The organism is Algoriphagus marinus (assembly GCF_001936475.1).
GTDB classification, from domain to species: domain Bacteria; phylum Bacteroidota; class Bacteroidia; order Cytophagales; family Cyclobacteriaceae; genus Algoriphagus; species Algoriphagus marinus.
Genome location: NZ_MSPQ01000003.1, coordinates 186,573 through 204,569 on the forward strand (window position 1 = coordinate 186,573; position 17,997 = coordinate 204,569).

Annotated in this window: 17 protein-coding genes; 7 read left to right on the forward strand and 10 right to left on the reverse strand. The window is 41.2% G+C overall.

What is annotated here, in order from left to right; translation table 11 throughout:
* Positions 1-6: 6 nt before the first annotated feature.
* The 4 genes from BVC88_RS07575 to BVC88_RS07590 form a co-directional block, all read right to left on the reverse strand.
* Positions 7-1,692 carry a sodium:solute symporter family protein gene (locus tag BVC88_RS07575; RefSeq protein ID WP_075350059.1) on the reverse strand — a complete coding sequence of 562 codons (1,686 nt, stop codon included), beginning with the start codon at positions 1,690-1,692 and terminating at the stop codon, positions 7-9.
* A 21-nt stretch (positions 1,693-1,713) separates the two neighbouring features.
* Complete coding sequence (locus BVC88_RS07580; protein ID WP_075350060.1) at positions 1,714-1,971, reverse strand: DUF4212 domain-containing protein; 258 nt, start codon at positions 1,969-1,971, stop codon at positions 1,714-1,716.
* 234 nt (positions 1,972-2,205) lie between these two features.
* Positions 2,206-2,952 (reverse strand): ZIP family metal transporter, encoded by a 747-nt coding sequence (locus BVC88_RS07585; protein WP_075350061.1) that lies wholly within the window; start codon positions 2,950-2,952, stop codon positions 2,206-2,208.
* A gap of 91 nt (positions 2,953-3,043) precedes the next feature.
* On the reverse strand, positions 3,044-4,108 hold the full coding sequence (locus BVC88_RS07590; RefSeq protein WP_075350062.1) for an FAD:protein FMN transferase: 1,065 nt from the start codon (positions 4,106-4,108) through the stop codon (positions 3,044-3,046).
* A gap of 109 nt (positions 4,109-4,217) precedes the next feature.
* Here BVC88_RS07590 and ruvB point away from each other — a divergent pair, with 109 nt between their 5' ends.
* Positions 4,218-5,252, forward strand: coding sequence for a Holliday junction branch migration DNA helicase RuvB (gene ruvB, locus BVC88_RS07595; protein WP_075350063.1), 1,035 nt, complete (start codon positions 4,218-4,220; stop codon positions 5,250-5,252).
* A 72-nt stretch (positions 5,253-5,324) separates the two neighbouring features.
* Here ruvB and BVC88_RS07600 read toward each other — a convergent pair whose 3' ends face one another.
* The 3 genes from BVC88_RS07600 to zwf form a co-directional block, all read right to left on the reverse strand.
* The gene (locus BVC88_RS07600) at positions 5,325-6,374 is read right to left on the reverse strand and encodes an NAD(P)-dependent alcohol dehydrogenase (RefSeq protein ID WP_075350064.1); all 1,050 of its coding nucleotides are present in this window, start codon (positions 6,372-6,374) and stop codon (positions 5,325-5,327) included.
* 51 nt (positions 6,375-6,425) lie between these two features.
* Positions 6,426-7,148: a 6-phosphogluconolactonase gene (pgl, locus tag BVC88_RS07605; RefSeq protein ID WP_075350065.1), complete on the reverse strand. Its 723-nt coding sequence runs from the start codon at positions 7,146-7,148 to the stop codon at positions 6,426-6,428.
* Positions 7,149-7,336: 188 nt separating this feature from the next.
* Positions 7,337-8,869, reverse strand: a complete 1,533-nt coding sequence (gene zwf, locus BVC88_RS07610) for a glucose-6-phosphate dehydrogenase (RefSeq protein ID WP_075350066.1) — start codon at positions 8,867-8,869, stop codon at positions 7,337-7,339.
* A gap of 308 nt (positions 8,870-9,177) precedes the next feature.
* On the opposite strand from zwf, the gene gndA reads away from it, so the two are divergent.
* Positions 9,178-10,587, forward strand: a complete 1,410-nt coding sequence (gene gndA / locus BVC88_RS07615) for an NADP-dependent phosphogluconate dehydrogenase (protein ID WP_075350067.1) — start codon at positions 9,178-9,180, stop codon at positions 10,585-10,587.
* A gap of 213 nt (positions 10,588-10,800) precedes the next feature.
* Here gndA and BVC88_RS07620 read toward each other — a convergent pair whose 3' ends face one another.
* The 3 genes from BVC88_RS07620 to BVC88_RS07630 all read right to left on the reverse strand — a co-directional run bounded on the left by BVC88_RS07620 (position 10,801) and on the right by BVC88_RS07630 (position 12,623).
* The gene (locus BVC88_RS07620) at positions 10,801-11,385 is read right to left on the reverse strand and encodes a hypothetical protein (RefSeq protein ID WP_075350068.1); all 585 of its coding nucleotides are present in this window, start codon (positions 11,383-11,385) and stop codon (positions 10,801-10,803) included.
* A 64-nt stretch (positions 11,386-11,449) separates the two neighbouring features.
* Positions 11,450-11,953 (reverse strand): hypothetical protein, encoded by a 504-nt coding sequence (locus tag BVC88_RS07625; RefSeq protein ID WP_075350069.1) that lies wholly within the window; start codon positions 11,951-11,953, stop codon positions 11,450-11,452.
* Positions 11,954-12,059: 106 nt separating this feature from the next.
* Positions 12,060-12,623, reverse strand: coding sequence for an LOG family protein (locus tag BVC88_RS07630; RefSeq protein ID WP_075350070.1), 564 nt, complete (start codon positions 12,621-12,623; stop codon positions 12,060-12,062).
* Between the two features lie 135 nt (positions 12,624-12,758).
* Here BVC88_RS07630 and BVC88_RS07635 point away from each other — a divergent pair, with 135 nt between their 5' ends.
* The 5 genes from BVC88_RS07635 (at position 12,759) to BVC88_RS07655 (ending at position 17,996) form a co-directional block, all read left to right on the forward strand.
* On the forward strand, positions 12,759-13,334 hold the full coding sequence (locus BVC88_RS07635) for a non-canonical purine NTP diphosphatase (protein WP_075350071.1): 576 nt from the start codon (positions 12,759-12,761) through the stop codon (positions 13,332-13,334).
* 37 nt (positions 13,335-13,371) lie between these two features.
* Positions 13,372-13,992 (forward strand): uridine kinase, encoded by a 621-nt coding sequence (udk, locus tag BVC88_RS07640; protein ID WP_075350072.1) that lies wholly within the window; start codon positions 13,372-13,374, stop codon positions 13,990-13,992.
* Positions 13,993-14,050: 58 nt separating this feature from the next.
* A complete protein-coding gene (locus tag BVC88_RS07645) occupies positions 14,051-14,401 on the forward strand; it encodes a hypothetical protein (protein WP_083639041.1) in 351 nt (116 codons plus the stop codon).
* A gap of 93 nt (positions 14,402-14,494) precedes the next feature.
* Positions 14,495-17,458 (forward strand): protein translocase subunit SecDF, encoded by a 2,964-nt coding sequence (gene secDF, locus BVC88_RS07650; RefSeq protein ID WP_075350073.1) that lies wholly within the window; start codon positions 14,495-14,497, stop codon positions 17,456-17,458.
* A gap of 136 nt (positions 17,459-17,594) precedes the next feature.
* Positions 17,595-17,996 (forward strand): molecular chaperone DnaK, encoded by a 402-nt coding sequence (locus tag BVC88_RS07655; protein WP_075350074.1) that lies wholly within the window; start codon positions 17,595-17,597, stop codon positions 17,994-17,996.
* Position 17,997: the final 1 nt, after the last annotated feature.

Sequence of the window (17,997 nt, forward strand, 5' to 3'; positions counted from 1 at the left end):
ATTTTTTTAATGCTCCAAAGCAGTTCCTGCTCCTCTAGGGATTCGTATTTCCTGAATCATATCCTGCACCACCTGTGGTGGTGCAGGTGTAAATTTGGAGACTATGATGCAAATAAAGAAGTTAAGAAACATCCCGATCGAGCCGATTCCTTCTGGAGAAATTCCAAACCACCAATATTCTTTTGTATTCAGTTCAGGACTAATGAATTTAAAGAAAATGATGTAGCTCAGCGTAAAGATTAAGCCAGTAATCATTCCGGCTATTGCTCCTTCTTTGTTGATTCGACTGGAGAAAATGCCCATGATAATTACGGGGAAAAAGGAAGCTGCTGCCAAACCAAAGGCAAAGGCAACCACTTCTGCGACAAATCCTGGAGGATTGATGCCAAAATATCCAGCAACTACTACCGCACCAGCGGCTGCCAGTCTAGCGATTCGAAGCTCTTTTTTCTCCGACATGCTTGGATTGAAGGTTCGAAATAAATCTCTGGATACCGAAGTTGAAATCACCAACAACAATCCTGCGGCTGTAGATAGTGCAGCGGCCATCGCACCTGCGGCAACTAGGCCGACCACCCAATTGGGAAGCTTGGCGATTTCAGGTGAAGCTAGGACCATAATATCTTTATCGATCGTTAATTCATTGGCTCCTTTGTCGGCGAGGTATTGAACCATCCCATCACCATTTTTATCATCAACGGTGATCAAGTTTGTTTTTTGCCAATTCGAAACCCAAATGGGTAAGTTGTCGACCTTTTTCTCACTGACGGATTCGATGGTATTGTAAATTCCGAAAGCGGCTACCGCAGGAGCAGTGGTGTACAGAATCGAAATAAAAGCCAAAGCATAGCCGGCGGAAAGCCGTGCATCCTTTACTCTTGGGACGGTAAAAAACCGGACAATTACATGTGGCAAACCAGCTGTACCTACCATCAGGGCTAGTGTAATCATAAAGATATCTGCCATTTCTTTCCGCCCTGAGGTATAGGCAGCAAAGCCTAATTCAGTCAATACCCCATCCAACTTGTCCAGTAAATAAGAGCCATCTGAGACCGTACTTCCCATGCCCATTTGCGGAATAGGATTCCCAGTCAACTGCATGGATACAAAGATTGCCGGAACCATAAAGGCAAAGATGAGCACGCAATATTGGGCGACTTGGGTATAAGTGATGCCTTTCATTCCTCCCAAAACTGCATAGAAAAAGACAATACACATACCGAAAACTACGCCCCATTCAATCGGGATTTCCAGATAGCGGGAGAAAACAATTCCTACTCCGCGCATCTGTCCGGCAACATAAGTAAAGGAAATAAACAGCGCACAGATGACCGCCACGACTCGAGCTTTGTTGGAATAGTAACGGTCTCCGACGAAGTCAGGGACCGTGAATTTCCCGAATTTACGAAGGTATGGAGCTAACAAGAGCGCAAGAAGAACATATCCTCCTGTCCAGCCCATTAAATAAACAGAGCCGTCATAACCTGAAAAGGAAATAATTCCAGCCATGGAAATAAATGACGCTGCAGACATCCAATCTGCTGCGGTAGCCATTCCGTTTGCGAGCGGTGAAACTCCACCTCCTGCGGTATAGAATTCTTTGGTAGAACCTGCTCGGGTATAAATCGCAATGCCGATATAAAGTGCAAAAGATAAGCCTACGAGAATGTAAGTCCAGGTTAAAATTTCCATTTGGTAGATTGGGTTTTTAATTTAATCCTCGTTGACATCGAACTCTTTATCCAATTTGTTCATCCGGATGACATAGACAAAAATCAAGATCACAAATGTGAAAATGGATCCTTGCTGCGCAAACCAAAATCCAAGTTTAAATCCTCCAATGTTGAATTGATTCAAATAATCGACTCCAAGAATCCCGAAGCCAAATGAAACCACAAACCATACTACCAGCAGGTAAAATAGAGTTATGAGATTTTTTCTCCAATACTGTTGCATCTTGGGTTTGGGCATAATAATTTAATTTTTGCGAGTTGGAATTTGGAAGATAGCCTAAACAGAGATTCAGAAAAGAATAGGTTAATCCTTCACGAATTAATCAAAAAATTTTGGTAAGTCCTGAATTTGGCGCAATTAACTTTGGGAGAAATGAGTTATTTCGAATATACTATCTCTATAAAATTTTGATCAATTTTTATAATAAAAACCCTTAGTGTCCAAAATCGTCTTCCTTGGATTTTTTAAAAACTAAATGAAATATTCAGATGCGATTGCTAATCCAGCTGCTAAAAAGCTAACCAGTAATTTATTCCAATGAAAGGTGTGATGTGGACTACTTTCAAAAAATATGGTAGTGGAAATATGAAGAAAACCTCCTACGACCAAACCATAAAGCATCCCGATTCCTTCTTTTTGAAGAATTCCATTCTCGAAAAGGAATGCGCTTGAAAACATACCAAGCGGCGAAGCCAAGGCAAATAGCGTCAATAAAATCAAGGTCCATTTTCTCGACAGCGAACTGCTCAGGACTGCTGCAAGCGCAAATGCTGCGGGGCCTTTATGCATGATAATTCCTATCAAAACTGATTTCCCACTGTGCAAATGACCCATAGAATCTGCATCTACCAAGTTTCCATGTGAAAGTAAAGTGCCTTCTAAAAATGCATGAATAAAAAGTCCCAGCATCACCGTGATCACCCCGCTTTTGCTTTCTCCATGGTGATGGTGGATATGCCCATGTTCGATTCCACTGGAAAGAAACTCAAGAATCTGCTGTAGTAAAAAGCCGATTAGAATAAATAGCCCCATCTTTCCCCCATCGAATCCACTGGAGAAAAGCTCCGGCAAAAGATGTAATACTGTGATGGAGAATAAATAAGACCCCGCAAAAACCAGAATCAGTTTGAAATACTTGTCTTTGAATTTTGGCGCGAAAAAAACTAATGATCCTGCGCCAAGTGCTGTGAAGAAAAGAAGAAGAAAGTTTATTCCCATGTCTAAGAAGGCTTTCTGCTGTCTTTCAGAAAAGCTTGGAGGTATAACTCAGACAAAGGTAATAAAATTCAATAATGTTGCATTTATATTCCTACTCCTGAATAAAAGATAAGAATGGCTTAAGGGTTTCGCTTGCAAACGTAGCATAGCCTCCTTTGCCATCTCCGTAAATCAAAAAGACTTCAATTTCATTCAAAGTAGAATCCAATTGGATCGCACGATCCAATCCCATCACCATCATAGCAGTCGCATAAGCATCTGCAGTCATGCAGTCTTTAGCCAGAACAGTAGCACTGAGCAAGCTGTGATTGACAGGATAGCCTGTTGCAGGATTGATGGTATGAGAGATTTTGACGGAGTCTCTGACATAGTAATTGCGATAATTTCCAGAAGTGGCCATTCCCCGGTTTTCAAGGGCGATAATGCTATAGAGATCAGAAGCACTTGCTGATTCATCTGGTCGATTAATCCCGACTTTCCAAAGCTCTCCTTTTTCATTCACTCCCTTTGCGACTAGCTCTCCGCCGATTTCAACCAAATAATTTTCTATACCTTTTTTATTAAGAAAATCTGCGATGACATCCACGCCTTGTCCTTTGGCGATAGCCGAAAAGTCCAGATACATGCCTGGCTTGGTCTTTCGCACTAGTTTTTCATCAAACTGGATTTTATCAAAACCTACTGCATCCAGTAGTAAACTGATGTCCGTGCTGTCCTTTAGTTCAGGACCTCCAGGGCCAAAACCCCAAACATTCACCAAAGGACCAATAGTCGGATCAAAAGCTCCATTCGTGTTTTCAAAAACTGTTTTGGATGCTTGAAGTACCTGAGGTAAATAGGGTAATTTGAAAAGTAAGCTATCTGCTCTGTTGAATTGGGAAATCTCGGAATCCGGAATGTAAGTGGAAAGACTATTATTGAAAACCACCAAAAGTGAATCAACGGAGGATTGTAGGTTTTTGCCCGATTCTGTAAGGTAAGTCAGGGAATAAGTCGTGCCCATGGTTTGACCTGAAAAAGTCACTTTTCCCGGACTGGAAACTTCCAGGATCTCTGTTTCTTGAGAGCTTGTCTTAGACCTCCAGAAATAAACACTTACTACCAGAACAAGAAGTACAAGAGAGTAAATTGTATTTTTCTGCGCGTTGGAAGCCATAGGAGATCGGATTTGCTGCGAATTTAAGCCTTATTTTTTGCTTTGGTAAAAAAGTAGTGGGATGAAATTCATTCCCTAGGGCAAGTCTAATTTTCTATATTTGTTCATCATGAGAGAAGATTACCTAAGCGGAGACGAAGAAAGCCTCAGTCCAAAAGATCGGGATTTTGAAAAGGCATTGAGACCCCTGAGTTTTGAGGATTTTACAGGTCAGTTTAAGATTGTAGCAAATCTGCGCGTATTTGTGCTGGCAGCCAAAAACCGAAATGAGCCTTTGGATCACGTCTTGCTTCATGGTCCTCCAGGCTTAGGAAAAACGACACTGAGCCATATTATTGCCAACGAACTGGGTTCTGGCTTGAAAATTACCTCAGGTCCAGTATTGGATAAGCCATCCGATCTTGCAGGCTTGCTGACTAATTTGGAAGAAGGTGACGTACTTTTTATAGATGAGATTCACCGGCTGAATCCCATCGTGGAGGAATACCTCTACTCGGCCATGGAGGATTTCCGAATCGATATTATGCTGGACTCCGGTCCAAATGCCCGCTCGGTTCAGATTTCCTTGAGTCCTTTCACCCTTATCGGAGCTACTACCAGATCAGGATTATTGACTTCGCCGCTCCGTGCTCGATTTGGGATCAATTCCAGATTGGAATATTATGATGCCAAATTGCTCACCGATATCGTCATCCGCTCCGCAGGAATTCTTCAGACTCCAATCGATGAAATAGCGGCCTTTGAAATCGCCCGCCGTAGTCGAGGTACACCAAGAATTGCGAATATGCTTTTACGGAGAACCCGTGATTTTGCGGAAGTGAAAGGTAATGGAACTATCACCTTGGATATAGCACAATTTGCACTGAATGCACTCGACGTGGATGTGAACGGATTGGATGAAATGGATAATCGAATCTTGCTCACGATCATCGAAAAATTCAAAGGCGGACCGGTTGGCTTGAGTACCATTGCTACAGCTTGTGGTGAGGAAGCAGAGACAATTGAGGAAGTATATGAGCCATTCCTCATCCAGGAAGGCTATCTCAAGCGCACCGCCCGAGGGCGAATGGCTACAGAGCAAGCTTACAAGCACCTGAAAATCAAACCGAACTTGGGATTGGGTGGATTGTTTGAGGGAGTGTAGAAGTCAACTTTAGATATTGAAAAAGCCAGTCTGGAGTAATCTGGACTGGCTTTTTAAGTATTTTACAAAGGCTTACTTTTTCAGCGAAGCCATATCAATCACAAATCTATACCTCACGTCACCTGCAATCGTGCGCTCGTATGCTTCATTGATTTCGTCCATGGCGATCACTTCCACGTCAGAGACGATGTTATGCTCAGCGCAGAAATCCAACATTTCCTGAGTTTCTTTAATCCCACCAATAAGTGACCCTGCCAAGCTTTTTCTTCCAAAAATTAAGGAAGTCGCATGAATCTGCTCTGGTGTTGGAGGGACGCCCACCAAGACCATCACCCCATTAGTCTTCAATAAATTCAGATAAGTAGCATAATCATGCGATGCAGATACCGTATCAATGATCAGATTATAAGAACCTTTCAGCCGTTTCATGTTTTCCGGATCAGTAGTCAGCTCAAAATGATGTGCGCCTAGTGAATCTGCATCTTTTGCTTTCTCTGGAGAGCGGCTCAGCATGGTGACTTCCGCACCCATCGCAGCAGCGAGTTTCACGGCCATATGCCCCAAACCTCCCAAACCTACTACAGCTACTTTGTCTCCTTTTTTTACATTCCAGTGTCTGAGTGGAGAATAGGTTGTAATCCCTGCACAAAGTAAAGGAGCTACTCCTTCTATTGGAAGTTTATCTGATACGGAGAGTACAAACTTTTCAGTGACTACGATATGAGTGGAATAGCCGCCATAGGTAATGGTTTTCTTATCCTGAAGGTATGAGCTATAAGTGCCAGACATTCCATTTTCACAGAATTGCTCCAAGTCCTCGGCGCAGCTGCCACAGGTTCCGCAGGAATCTACCATACAGCCTACACCCACGGTGTCGCCCACTTTATGCTTGCTTACCTCAGCGCCTACTGAAATTACTTTTCCTACAATCTCATGACCTGGTACGATCGGGAAAATGGTTCCTCCCCATTCGTTTCTCGCCATGTGAATATCTGAATGGCAAACGCCACAATATAAGATTTCGATTTCCACATCCTTTGGTCCAGGGGTTCTTCGGATCAATTCAAACGGGCCAAGTGGCTGATCTGCATGTTTTGCAGCATATGATTTTACGGTGCTCATAAAAATTATTTTTGGTAAAAATTAATCTTGAATATACAAAATATTTGGCCTCTAGGGCTTTGAAATAACCTCCTTTGCCGCCTCTTGATCTACATACCAAATCAAATCTGCGGTTGCTGGATTAACTAAACTGGCTGGGTAGGTTCGAAAATCCCCTTCCTGCTTTACGATTTCACGGAGCTTCTCTGCTTTGCTTGCACCTGTTACTAAGAGTGCCACTCTTTTCGCATTGTTAATTATCTTTCCGGTGATCGTGACTCGTTTTTGTCCTGAATCAGGATGAGTTGCGACTACACAATTATGTACTGAATCCCAAAGTTGAATCGAATCAGGAAAAATGGAGGCGGTGTGCCCATCATCGCCCATGCCAAGCATGACCAAATCGAATTGAGGGATTTCATTTTCCTTTGGCAGCTCTTGATCCAAAACTTTCCCGTAACGAATAGCTTCTTCAGAAGGATTGTTTTCTCCCAAAACCCGAAAAATATTTGTTGCAGGAATCTCGATTTTTGAAATCAGATGATCCACCGTCATTTTATAATTACTCTCCGGGTCTGAGGGAGGCACGCAGCGCTCATCGCCCCAATAGAAACGGACTTTTGACCAATCAATTTCCAGAGCCAAGTGTTTAGCCAAGTAGTCAAAAACCACCTTTGGAGTACTGCCTCCGGAAAGGGCGACATGGATTTTGTCCTTTGACTCAGTCAATTCTTGAAACTGATGGGCAAATTCTGCTGCCAAACTTTCTTTGGAATTGGAGATAATGAGTTGCATAAATAGATCTTTTTATATTAATACACCAGTAGGGAATTCCTTTTGATTATTGGGCTGGAAGACGGATGACCCTAGACCGAAGTTTCCCAAAACTGGACCTCAATCGGACTTTCATGCTGTCAAACCTTGATACTGGTAATAAAGTGGCGAATCATATTTTTTAACTAAAATTCGATTTTAGGAGGGTCCTAGCAAAGCACACAGAAGCCGGATTCGTCGGTCAATAGATCTCCCGGATTTCTCCAGCCATAACTATCTTCGATCAGTTCATCTGAATTTCTTGGTCCCCAAGTTCCGACGGAATAACCATAAGTATTCACAATCGAACTTTCAGACCAGCATTTAAGAATCGGATCAACAAACTTCCAAGCTGCTTCTACCTCATCTGCTCGGGCATAAAGCGTTGTGTCCCCTTGCATCGCGTCGAGCAAAAGGCGCTCGTAAGCATCCATGACTTTGGCAGAATCCAGATCAGAATAATAGAAATCCATATTTGCCTGTTCGACATGGAATCCAAGGCCTGGAACTTTTACCCCAAACTTGATCAAAATCCCTTCATCGGGTTGAATGCGAATAATCAGCTTGTTGTCTTTGCGGTAAATATCCTGACTTTTGAAAACTTCATGATGAGGGGTCTTAAAGTGAATGATCACTTCAGTAACCTTGGTAGGCATTGCTTTGCCGGTACGCACATAAAATGGGACATCCTTCCATCGCCAGTTATCCACAAAAAATTTGACAGCGGCAAAGGTTTCAGTAGTGGAATCGGGATCAACTCCATCTTCTTCCCGGTAGCCTTTCATAGTTTTACCATCAATAGTCGAGGCAACGTATTGGCCACGTAAAGTATTTTCAATGATGGTTTTCTCATCTTTCATGATTCGAAGTGATTTCAGTGCTTTGACTTTTTCATTTCGAATTTCCTCTGCGTCTGAATTAATCGGTGGTTCCATCACGATTAAAGAAACTATCTGAAGCAGGTGACTTTGAAACATGTCCCGAAGTGCTCCCGACTTATCGTAATATCCGCCACGTTTTTCCACGCCTACTGTCTCCGCATTGGTGATCTCTACATGGTGGATGTAGCGTCGATTCCAAAGCGGTTCGAAAATGGAATTGGAAAAGCGCGTGACCAGTAAATTCTGAACTGTTTCTTTTCCTAAATAATGATCAATTCGATAGACTTGAGACTCTTGAAAATACTTGTGAATACCCTCATTGAGTGCTTTCGCAGATGCAAGATCATAGCCAAATGGCTTTTCTACAATAATCCGTTTCCAGCCATGGTCTTCTTTGGTCAGTCCTTCTTCCCAGAGATTTTTCGCAATTGTCTCATATAGACTTGGTGGGGTAGAAAGGTAGAATATATAGTTTCCCGCTGTGCCATGCTCTTCATTCAGAGCAGTGATTTTATTGGCAAGTTGGGAGTAACTGACATCATATTTTTCGCCTAGATCTTCGTAGAAAATTTTATCAGAAAAGGTTTTAATGAAGCTGGCTTCTTCTTTGGTTAGCTTCTTTTTCAAAAACTCACTTTCTTCAACCACTTTTTTCCTGAAGTCTTCATTACTCATTGGACTTCGGCTAGCACCCAAAACCACAAAGTTTTCAGGGAGATGCTTTCCTTTATAGAGGTTAAAAAGTGCAGGGACCAGTTTTCGGGCAGTCAAATCACCTGAAGCTCCAAAGATGATCAGCATCTGGTTTTGAGTTTTTTTCATCTGTTTATTATTTGTTTTTCAAAGCGCATTCCAATAATTATGGTTAGGAATCTCGCATGATTTATAAATATTCCGATCTGCGTCACTTGTGTTTTACTCAATTTCATAAGAAAATCTATATAGATTCGGAATTTTTGGGTAAGGGGAGGTTGATTTTTGGCTAATACTTTTTGGAAAAAGCTTTAAAGGTCGTTTTGATAAGTTAATTTTGACCTTGAAGCTGTAAAAATAGAGCTTATTTATTTTATTCTTCCAGCCTGGTAAAAGGATTGACTCAGAATTTGACGAATTGATAATTGAAAAATACGATGCAAGCAACTTATGATTTTGGCCTGATAGGTCTAGGAGTGATGGGTAGAAATTTTATTTTGAACGTGGCAGATAATGGTTTTAAGGCTTTTGGCTATGATCTGAATACTGATCAAGTCGCAGCCCTCAAAGCTGAGGGAAATCCAGATCAGGTAGATGCGACTTCAGATATTGTGACTTTTACCCAATCACTTAGCTTGCCTCGAAAAATCATGCTTTTGGTGCCTGCCGGCAAAATAGTAGATCAGGTGATAGAAAGTCTGCTTCCACACTTGGATAAAGATGATATTATCATCGATGGAGGAAATTCATTTTTTACGGATACGGATCGGAGAGAGGAATACCTTAAGGAAAAAGGCATTCACTTTTTCGGATCTGGAGTTTCGGGCGGAGCGAAAGGTGCGAGAAAAGGGCCAAGTATTATGCCTGGAGGAAATAAGGAGGCATACCAGCATGTCAAGCCAATCTTTGAAGCAGTTTCTACCAAGTATAAAGGCGAGCCTTGCGTGGCTTATTTGGGCCCTAAGTCTGCGGGAAATTATGTGAAAATGGTGCACAATGGAATCGAATATTCCATGATGCAGTTGACTTCGGAGATTTATGATTTGTTGAAAAAGTCGGTAGGCTTATCCAATTCAGAACTTCATGAAGTTTATTCCACTTGGAATTCGGGCCGACTCCAATCATTTTTGGTGGAGATTACTGCAGAGATTTTCACTCAAAAAGATACGCTGACAGGTGGCGATTTGGTGGATCTGATTTTGGATAAAGCCAAGCAAAAGGGAACTGGAAAATGGACTTCTCAAAATGCAATGGATTTGGGAATTCCAGTGCCGACCATTGATATGGCGGTAAGTATGCGGGAAATTTCTGCTTTGAAAGAGGAGCGAGTGTTAGCTGATCAATTGTATTCAAGACCTACTCCTTTACCCATTTCAAAAGCAGAAATGATCGCTCAGGCAGAGCAGGCCTTGTATTTTTCTTTTATTATTTCTTATTCGCAGGGTCTTCATCAGCTGGCTGATGCTTCGAGAGAGTATGGCTATGAATTGGATATGGCGGTGATTGCCAAGATCTGGCGTGCTGGCTGTATCATCCGAGCGGGATTGCTGGCAGATATTGCGGATGCATTTACAGCAAAGCCTGATTTGGCAAACCTGTTGCTTTCACCAGCTTTTGTGGGAAAAGTTCAGGACACACTACCAGCCGTTAGGAGTTTGGTTGCTTATGCAGCACAAAGTGGCATTCCGGTGCCAGGTCTTGCATCAGCCTTAAGTTATTTTGATGCCTATACTTCTTCCAATCTTCCGCTTAATCTGATTCAAGCGCAACGTGATCACTTTGGATCGCATACTTACGAGCGAATAGATCGAGAAGGGATTTTCCATACTGAATGGGGAGATCAGTAGGCAGTTTGCAGTGGGCAGTAAACAGTATCAACCTTTGAGGTTTTTCTAACCTCGAAGGTTTTAATTCAGTAAACCGTAGGCAGGATTGATTTCTAAGAAATCAGAATCCAAAAAAGGAAATGGAGAAGATGTCCTAGAGGATTTATGATTTTTTTTCAGGCTGCAAAATTCAGACTTGGAATGAGCAAACTAACTTGGGAAAGCTCTCTCGAATTAGTCCTTCGGTTTTTTAGGATACCTATTGCCTGTTCGCTTTCCTTCCTTGTATATGACCGTTCCTTCCCAGGATTCATCCCAATTGTAAAAGTTGAATTCGCCGGAAAAACTGGCCGGAATATTCAGATAACTCACTTCAAAAAAGTTAGTACGGTTGAATACATGTGCTGGATCAGCTGAGTATACCTTTAAAAAATAGGGGACGTAGGTCTCTGGACCATTTTTGACTAGAATTAAGGAAGTTCTGATCGATTTTGGTGGAGGATTGTTTCCACTTACTCCGAATACCATTCCTTTTGGGTAATGGACAGGTACTTCGATGACAGTTCTGTTTTTGGGATCCGTTAATTTAACAGCCTCATTCCAGATGATTTCTCTAGTTAAAAATTTTGGATCGAGTGATTCTGATTTAGTTTCCATCGCCTTTGCATCCAATCGATTTTGATTTTGTTGGATCCATTGCCTTGCAGCGACTATCTCAGGTTCTAATTTATTAATCTCAGGGCTAAGTACGTCTTTGATGCAAGCGGTACAGAGTAGAAATAAAAAGCTTAAATAAAATACGGGGGATATTAGCCTCATCGATAAAATGTTTTGGCTAATAAGGGAATATTAGTTTTGGATTACAAGAAAACTAAAAGATAATTTAACCGACTTTTAATTTTAACTCGCCTTGACGCTTGATTACTTTCAATTCAAAAAACTGGTTGATAAAAGCTTTGCAGTGATTTTCAGCCCATTCGGCACGGCTTTCGGTATCATAAAGCAAGGTCATTCGGAGCATGGTTTTTACATATTGCTCATTTTTTCCTAGCTCTTTGATCCAAGTAATACATGCTGCTTCCCAATCTTCTTTAAACTTATCAAAATGGTTTTTCCCGTCAAAAAGTATCTCCAATTGATTGTCTCCGTGCTTATAGCGATAAACGCCGCAAAGTTGTCGATAAATGATTTTAACTCTATCAACAGGAAACTCGAACGTATTAAGGATGTTGACGTAAGTCTCGTCCATCAGGAGAAGCGGATTATATAAATAAGTGTAAGACCGCTTTAACTCATAGATCATCTGATCGATCAACTCATCTTCAAGTACAAACTGCGCTTGTCTGAGGATATAGTTTTTATCAAGAGGGAAGATTTTTTCGATCATTTTAAAAAGATTGACTTGCAAAAATACAAAACTTATCTTTTTACCACCTCTTTTTGAAAGTTTTATTAGTTTTTATTTGGTTGAAGATTAAAAAAAACTCCGTCAATTACCAGTCCGAACTTCCTTTGGGAACATATGCAGCCATCTGATCAAGAAGTTCTACTGGATCATCAGATACAATCAAAAGTCCTTCTTGCTCTGGATAGAGAAATCCTTGTTCCATTCCGTGATTTAAGAAATCAATCAATTTATCGTAATACCCATTCACATTATATAAGGCCAAGGGTTTTTGAATATAGTGAAGTTGGTTTAAGGTCATGATCTCAAAAAGCTCCTCTAAAGTCCCAATTCCACCCGGCATAGCTATAAAACCATCCCCTTGCTCCGCCATCAGCCATTTTCGATCGCGCATGGTCTCCACGATAATCAATTCAGTACAGCCACGGTGAGCTACTTCCCGATCGACAAGTTTTTGAGGAATTATGCCAACTACTTCTTTGCCTCCAGCAAGCATTTCATCTGCGATCACGCCCATGAGCCCCACTCTTCCCGCACCATAAATGAGGGTTTTGTCCCTTTTAATCATTTCTTGAGCTAATGCTCGTGCAGCTGATTCGAAAATGGGCGAATTTCCTTTTCGTGAGCCGCAGTAAACTGTGATTTTTTTCATTTTCCTAAAATTAAATTCGAAAATAGCGGAATCTCTCGCTTGGACAAAGGATTTAGTAAAGCCTTAATTTGAATTGAGAAGAACCAAAACGGCATAAATTGGAAAGAGCCAATGATAAAATTCTATTTTTGCCCAATGAAAATCTGCTTTGCCACAAATAATCAAAAGAAAATCGAGGAAGTGAAAGCCGCCCTTGGGTCTAAATTTCAAATTGTTTCTCTCGAAGCAATCGGATGCCATGAAGAGTTGCCAGAGACAGGAAATACACTCGAGTTCAATGCCTTTCAAAAGGCAAGATATGTCAAGGAAAACTATGGTGTAGACTGCTTTGCGGATGATACGGGTCTGGAAGTAAATGCCCTTGGAGGTGATCCAGGGGTGTTTTCTGGTAGGTACGCTGGCGAGCCCCGCTCAGATGAGCGAAATATTGATAAGCTCTTGACAAGTCTTGGAAACGAAACAGATCGCACAGCTCAATTCCGAACTGTAATCGCATTGATTTTAGAAGGGAAGGAGTATCAGTTTGAAGGAATTGCAAAAGGAGAAATTCTTTTTGAAAGAACTGGTAATGGAGGATTCGGGTATGATCCTGTTTTCAGACCTGATGGATTTACAAAGTCCTTTGCAGAGTTGACTCTAGATGAAAAAAATCAAATCAGTCATCGAGGGAAGGCGGTAAAATTGCTAATTGATTTTCTGAGCAATAGATAATTCTGAAAAACGAAATGGAATAATATAACTTTGTCCCATGCAAAAGCCATTTATCGTCGGGATCACAGGGGGATCTGCTTCAGGGAAGACTTTATTTTTAGAACGCCTCTTGCGCACATTTGAACCTGGAGAAGTTTGTCTGATTTCTCAAGATAACTATTACAAGCCTAGGCATATGCAGCCGATTGATTCCAAAGGGATTCATAATTTTGATACTCCGCATAGTATTGATTTTGAACAGTACGCTGCTGACATTCGAAAAATTCAAGCTGGTGAGACTGTAGAACGCGAAGAATACACTTTCAACAACGCTGCGAAAAAGCCAAAGATGCTGAAATTTGTTTCTTCCCCAGTGGTGGTAGTCGAAGGGATCTTTGTGCTTTATTATCCTGAGCTTGCCGACTTATTAGACTTGAAGATCTTTATAGATGCTAAGGATCACATTAAACTTAAGCGTAGAATCATCCGAGACAAAGTAGAGCGTGGCTATGATTTGGATGATGTCCTTTATCGCTATGAGATGCATGTGATGCCGACTTATGAAAAGTACATCAAGCCTTTTAAAAATGAAGCGGATCTAATCGTTCCAAACAATCATAGCTTTGACAAGGCATTGGATGTAATCCGGACCTATCTCCTTTCGAGATCAGGCAAGTAAGTCGAAAAAAATCGCTACACTATTCCGATTTTTCATTTATTGGCTATATTTGCGACCCATGAAGCAATCCAAACAAAATAGCAGATTGATCCAACAGCGCATTACGGTGATGCTGGCGATGCTGTTTTGTATGTTTATTTCCAGCGTTGAATATATACCCGGGAATGAATCTACTGTAAAAGTTGAGAAGCAGGAGTCTTCAAATTCTCAGGATCAGACTTTTTTAGATGTTGCTGTTGATGCTGTAGTGCCATTTGTGGTGCACGTATCTCAGAGCACTTTATATTTAATCTATGAAATTGTCCGATTTAAAGGGACAACATTCATTACCGAATCTACTTCCATTTTTCAACCAAACCAGTTGGTAGAGATCCTTTTTGAACGGATCATTTCTACCAAAGGTCCCTGATTCCCCATTCTTTTTAACTGGAATTACCTTGTCAGTTGCCTTCCGGTGATTGACTCAAAATCTGTATTTACAATCAATTAATATCTATTTCTCATGCAAAACAAAGGTGTCATTGTGTTTTTGACAGTGATTGTTACAGCGCTTTGTCTGTACTATCTGTCATTCACATTTGTATCAAATGGCGTTCAGGAAAAAGCAACAAACTATGCTTCTGACGCATCCGGCAATATCGATTTTGCCAAAAGACAAGGTTATTTAGACTCCGTATGGAGACAGCCTGTTTATAATTTTCTAGGAGCAGATTTCACTTATCAGGAAGTTAAAGAAACTGAGCTCGGACTTGGTCTTGACCTTCAGGGTGGAATGCACGTAACTTTGGCAGTTTCTCCTGTAGAGATTGTAAAAGGAATCGCTGGCAATCCTAAGGACGAAGCATTCAACAAATCGGTAGAAGAAGCTCGCGAAGAGGCTAAAACATCTACAGCAAAGTATGTGGATCTATTCTATGCTGCTTGGCAACGAAACAGTACCGGCAAAAATCTAAGCACTATTTTCGCTACAGCAGCAAATAGGGGAAGAATCTCTTTGGAGTCTTCAGACGCTGAAATCCTAGACATCATCGATACTGAGATAGAGAATGCGATTGAGCGTTCTTTCAATATCTTGAGAACTCGTATCGATAGATTTGGAACATCTCAACCAAACATTCAGCGAATCCAAGGTTCAGGTCGTATTCAAATCGAACTTCCTGGAGTCGACAACCAAGAGCGAGTAAGAAACCTACTTCAAGGAGTGGCGAAGCTTCAATTTTGGGAAGTTGCCGAGGCGAATGAAATTGGCGGAGCATTGGAGCTTATCAATTCTTCTTGGGTAGCTGACAATAAATCTAATCCTGTAGCGGAAGACACGGTTTCTACCGAAGGACTCTCTGAGGAAGATTCTTTGAGAAATGCCCTTGAGAAGCAATTGGCTGAGATTGATCCTCTGAATCCAAATAGTAATACTTCTCCACTCTTCGCACTTTTGAAGCCAAACTTTGGCTTGGCTTATGATGTCAGAGATACTTTGACGATCAATAGAATCTTAAAAAATGAGCAGTATAAGTCGCTTCTTCCTAGAGACATCAAATTGCTTTGGGGAGTAAAACCAGTCGACACAGGTGATGGAACAGAGACTTTGGAGCTATTTGCTATCAAAGCAACCAAAGGATCTGATCAGGCGCCACTCGAGGGAGACGTAGTGACCGATGCCCGTCAGGTCTTAGATCAGACATCAAGACCTGCAGTATCTATGCAGATGAATGCTGAAGGCGCTAGAAAGTGGAGAAAATTAACTGCTGAGAATATCGGTAGAAGAATCGCAGTAGTATTGGATGACTATGTGTATACCGCACCTGTTGTAAACGGTGAGATCCCAACTGGTCAATCTGAAATCTCAGGTAACTTCTCTCTTCAGGAAGCGCAGGATTTGGCGAATATCTTGAAGTCAGGTTCACTTCCTGCTCCAACTCAGATCGTTGAAGAAAGCATCATTGGTCCAACTTTGGGTAAGGAAGCTTTGAATCAAGGTTTGATTTCTATGGTATCGGGATTGTTGATCGTGGTATTATTCATGGTTGCATATTATGCTAAAGGCGGTTTTGTAGCGATTGCTGCATTGGTTTTCAACATTTTCTTTATCCTTGGAATTCTTGCACAGCTTGGTGCAGCATTGACTTTGCCAGGTATCGCAGGTATCGTGCTGACGATTGGTATGTCGATTGATGCGAACGTCCTGATTTTTGAACGAATCAAAGAAGAACTTCGCAATGGAGTTGGTTTACTAGGAGCGATCAATGCAGGTTATGACAAAGCATTCTCAGCAATTCTTGATTCGAACGTGACCACGTTCTTGACCGGTGCGATTCTTTATGCTTTAGGTCAAGGGCCTGTGAAAGGATTTGCGATCGTATTGATGATCGGTATTGCTTCATCTTTCTTCTCATCTGTGTTTATCACTCGAGTGATTGTATCCTGGATGAGTAAAAAAGGTGATAAAAGCTCAATTAGCTTTGCCACACCATTTGCTAAGAATGCACTTTCATCTCTTAATATTGACTTCTTAGGTAAGCGAAAAGTAGCTTATTTGATTTCCACTGGAATCATTGTAGTAGGTCTTGCAATAGCCGCTATTTCAGGACTCAAGTTTGGTGTAGACTTCACAGGAGGCCGTTCCTACATTGTTGCTTTTGCTGAGCCTTTAGCAGCTTCTGAGTTGAAGACAGGCTTGGATGGTGAATTTGGTGGTTCGGTAGAAGTGAAAACCTACGGTGCAACAAACGTTCTGAAAGTGACCACTTCATACTTGGTTAATGAGGACGATGCAGAATCAAATAATGAAGTTGAGTCTAAAGTAAAAGAAGGAATCGCCGCAGTAACTGGTTTGACCTTTACAGATAATGCTGAAACTCTTTCTTCAGGTCAATTTGCAATCACAGGTTCATCCAAAGTGGGTGCAACTGTAGCAGATGATATCAAGGCTTCATCAGCAGAAGCAATGATCGTTGCCTTGGTTGCGATCTTCCTTTATATTCTATTGAGATTCCGTAAGTGGCAGTTCTCTTTGGCTTCTATTATCGCATTGATTCACGATACCTTATTTGTGATTGCAGCATTTGCGATTGCAAGTGCATTTGGAGCGACATTCGAGATCGATCAGGTATTTATTGCAGCGGTATTGACCGTGATTGGTTATTCGATCAATGATACTGTAATTGTATTTGACCGTATCCGTGAAAATATCGAGAATAGAGGAACTCATAAGCTTGTAAAAGTATTCAACGATGCAATCAATCAGACTTTGGGTAGAACTTTGATTACTTCATTCACGACTTTGATCGTAGTGATTGTTCTATTAGTGTTTGGTGGAGAGGTGCTTCGTGGATTCTCGTTTGCATTGTTTATCGGTATTCTTGTAGGTACTTATTCTTCAGTATTCATAGCTACGCCAATCGTAGTGGATTTGATGAAAAGAGAAATTGATCAGGAAGGGGCTAAAGAATCTAAGAAAATAGCCTAATAAAAATTCTAATTATTAAAAAGGAGCGGGAGTAATCTCGCTCCTTTTTTATTGACCAAATGGGAAAAAATACCTTAACTTTTAGCCTTAGTTTCTAGGGCTAAATTGATTTAACACTTAACAACAAAATTTTTACATGAAAATTTCAAAAGAGGACTTCGAGAGCATGAAGCTCAAGTATGACAAAGAAGTTAAAAAAGGCGAGCCTGCCAAAGGCAAAAGTGGAAAGGATAAAATCGATCAAACAAACTGGATTTTTTTTGATAGAGAAACTTTAGAACGCCTATTGGCAAAAGCGGATAAAGACCCTAAAATAGGAGGAATCCAATTTTATTTTACTGAGTATACTGAAGAAGTCGCTTCTAAATACTACCCAAATGATGCGGACAAGCTTACAGGGGCATTAACGCTAGTTATGAGACCAGCGAACCTCAAAGAAGGTCAAGATTCCGCGGAAATATTGGAAACTGAAGATGATTATGAGAACCGTGGCACTATGTGCCCTCCATTCTGCAAACCAGAACCCACTAATTCTTAAA

Coding starts and splice junctions, on each gene's coding strand:
- BVC88_RS07645 (WP_083639041.1), top strand. CDS start 14,051: ATGAAGCAATCCAAACAAAATAGCAGATTGATCCAACAGCGCATTACG.
- pgl (WP_075350065.1), bottom strand. CDS start 7,148: ATGCAACTCATTATCTCCAATTCCAAAGAAAGTTTGGCAGCAGAATTT.
- BVC88_RS07600 (WP_075350064.1), bottom strand. CDS start 6,374: ATGAGCACCGTAAAATCATATGCTGCAAAACATGCAGATCAGCCACTT.
- BVC88_RS07590 (WP_075350062.1), bottom strand. CDS start 4,108: ATGGCTTCCAACGCGCAGAAAAATACAATTTACTCTCTTGTACTTCTT.
- ruvB (WP_075350063.1), top strand. CDS start 4,218: ATGAGAGAAGATTACCTAAGCGGAGACGAAGAAAGCCTCAGTCCAAAA.
- BVC88_RS07655 (WP_075350074.1), top strand. CDS start 17,595: ATGAAAATTTCAAAAGAGGACTTCGAGAGCATGAAGCTCAAGTATGAC.
- BVC88_RS07580 (WP_075350060.1), bottom strand. CDS start 1,971: ATGCCCAAACCCAAGATGCAACAGTATTGGAGAAAAAATCTCATAACT.
- gndA (WP_075350067.1), top strand. CDS start 9,178: ATGCAAGCAACTTATGATTTTGGCCTGATAGGTCTAGGAGTGATGGGT.
- udk (WP_075350072.1), top strand. CDS start 13,372: ATGCAAAAGCCATTTATCGTCGGGATCACAGGGGGATCTGCTTCAGGG.
- BVC88_RS07585 (WP_075350061.1), bottom strand. CDS start 2,952: ATGGGAATAAACTTTCTTCTTCTTTTCTTCACAGCACTTGGCGCAGGA.
- secDF (WP_075350073.1), top strand. CDS start 14,495: ATGCAAAACAAAGGTGTCATTGTGTTTTTGACAGTGATTGTTACAGCG.
- BVC88_RS07635 (WP_075350071.1), top strand. CDS start 12,759: ATGAAAATCTGCTTTGCCACAAATAATCAAAAGAAAATCGAGGAAGTG.
- zwf (WP_075350066.1), bottom strand. CDS start 8,869: ATGAAAAAAACTCAAAACCAGATGCTGATCATCTTTGGAGCTTCAGGT.
- BVC88_RS07620 (WP_075350068.1), bottom strand. CDS start 11,385: ATGAGGCTAATATCCCCCGTATTTTATTTAAGCTTTTTATTTCTACTC.
- BVC88_RS07575 (WP_075350059.1), bottom strand. CDS start 1,692: ATGGAAATTTTAACCTGGACTTACATTCTCGTAGGCTTATCTTTTGCA.
- BVC88_RS07625 (WP_075350069.1), bottom strand. CDS start 11,953: ATGATCGAAAAAATCTTCCCTCTTGATAAAAACTATATCCTCAGACAA.
- BVC88_RS07630 (WP_075350070.1), bottom strand. CDS start 12,623: ATGAAAAAAATCACAGTTTACTGCGGCTCACGAAAAGGAAATTCGCCC.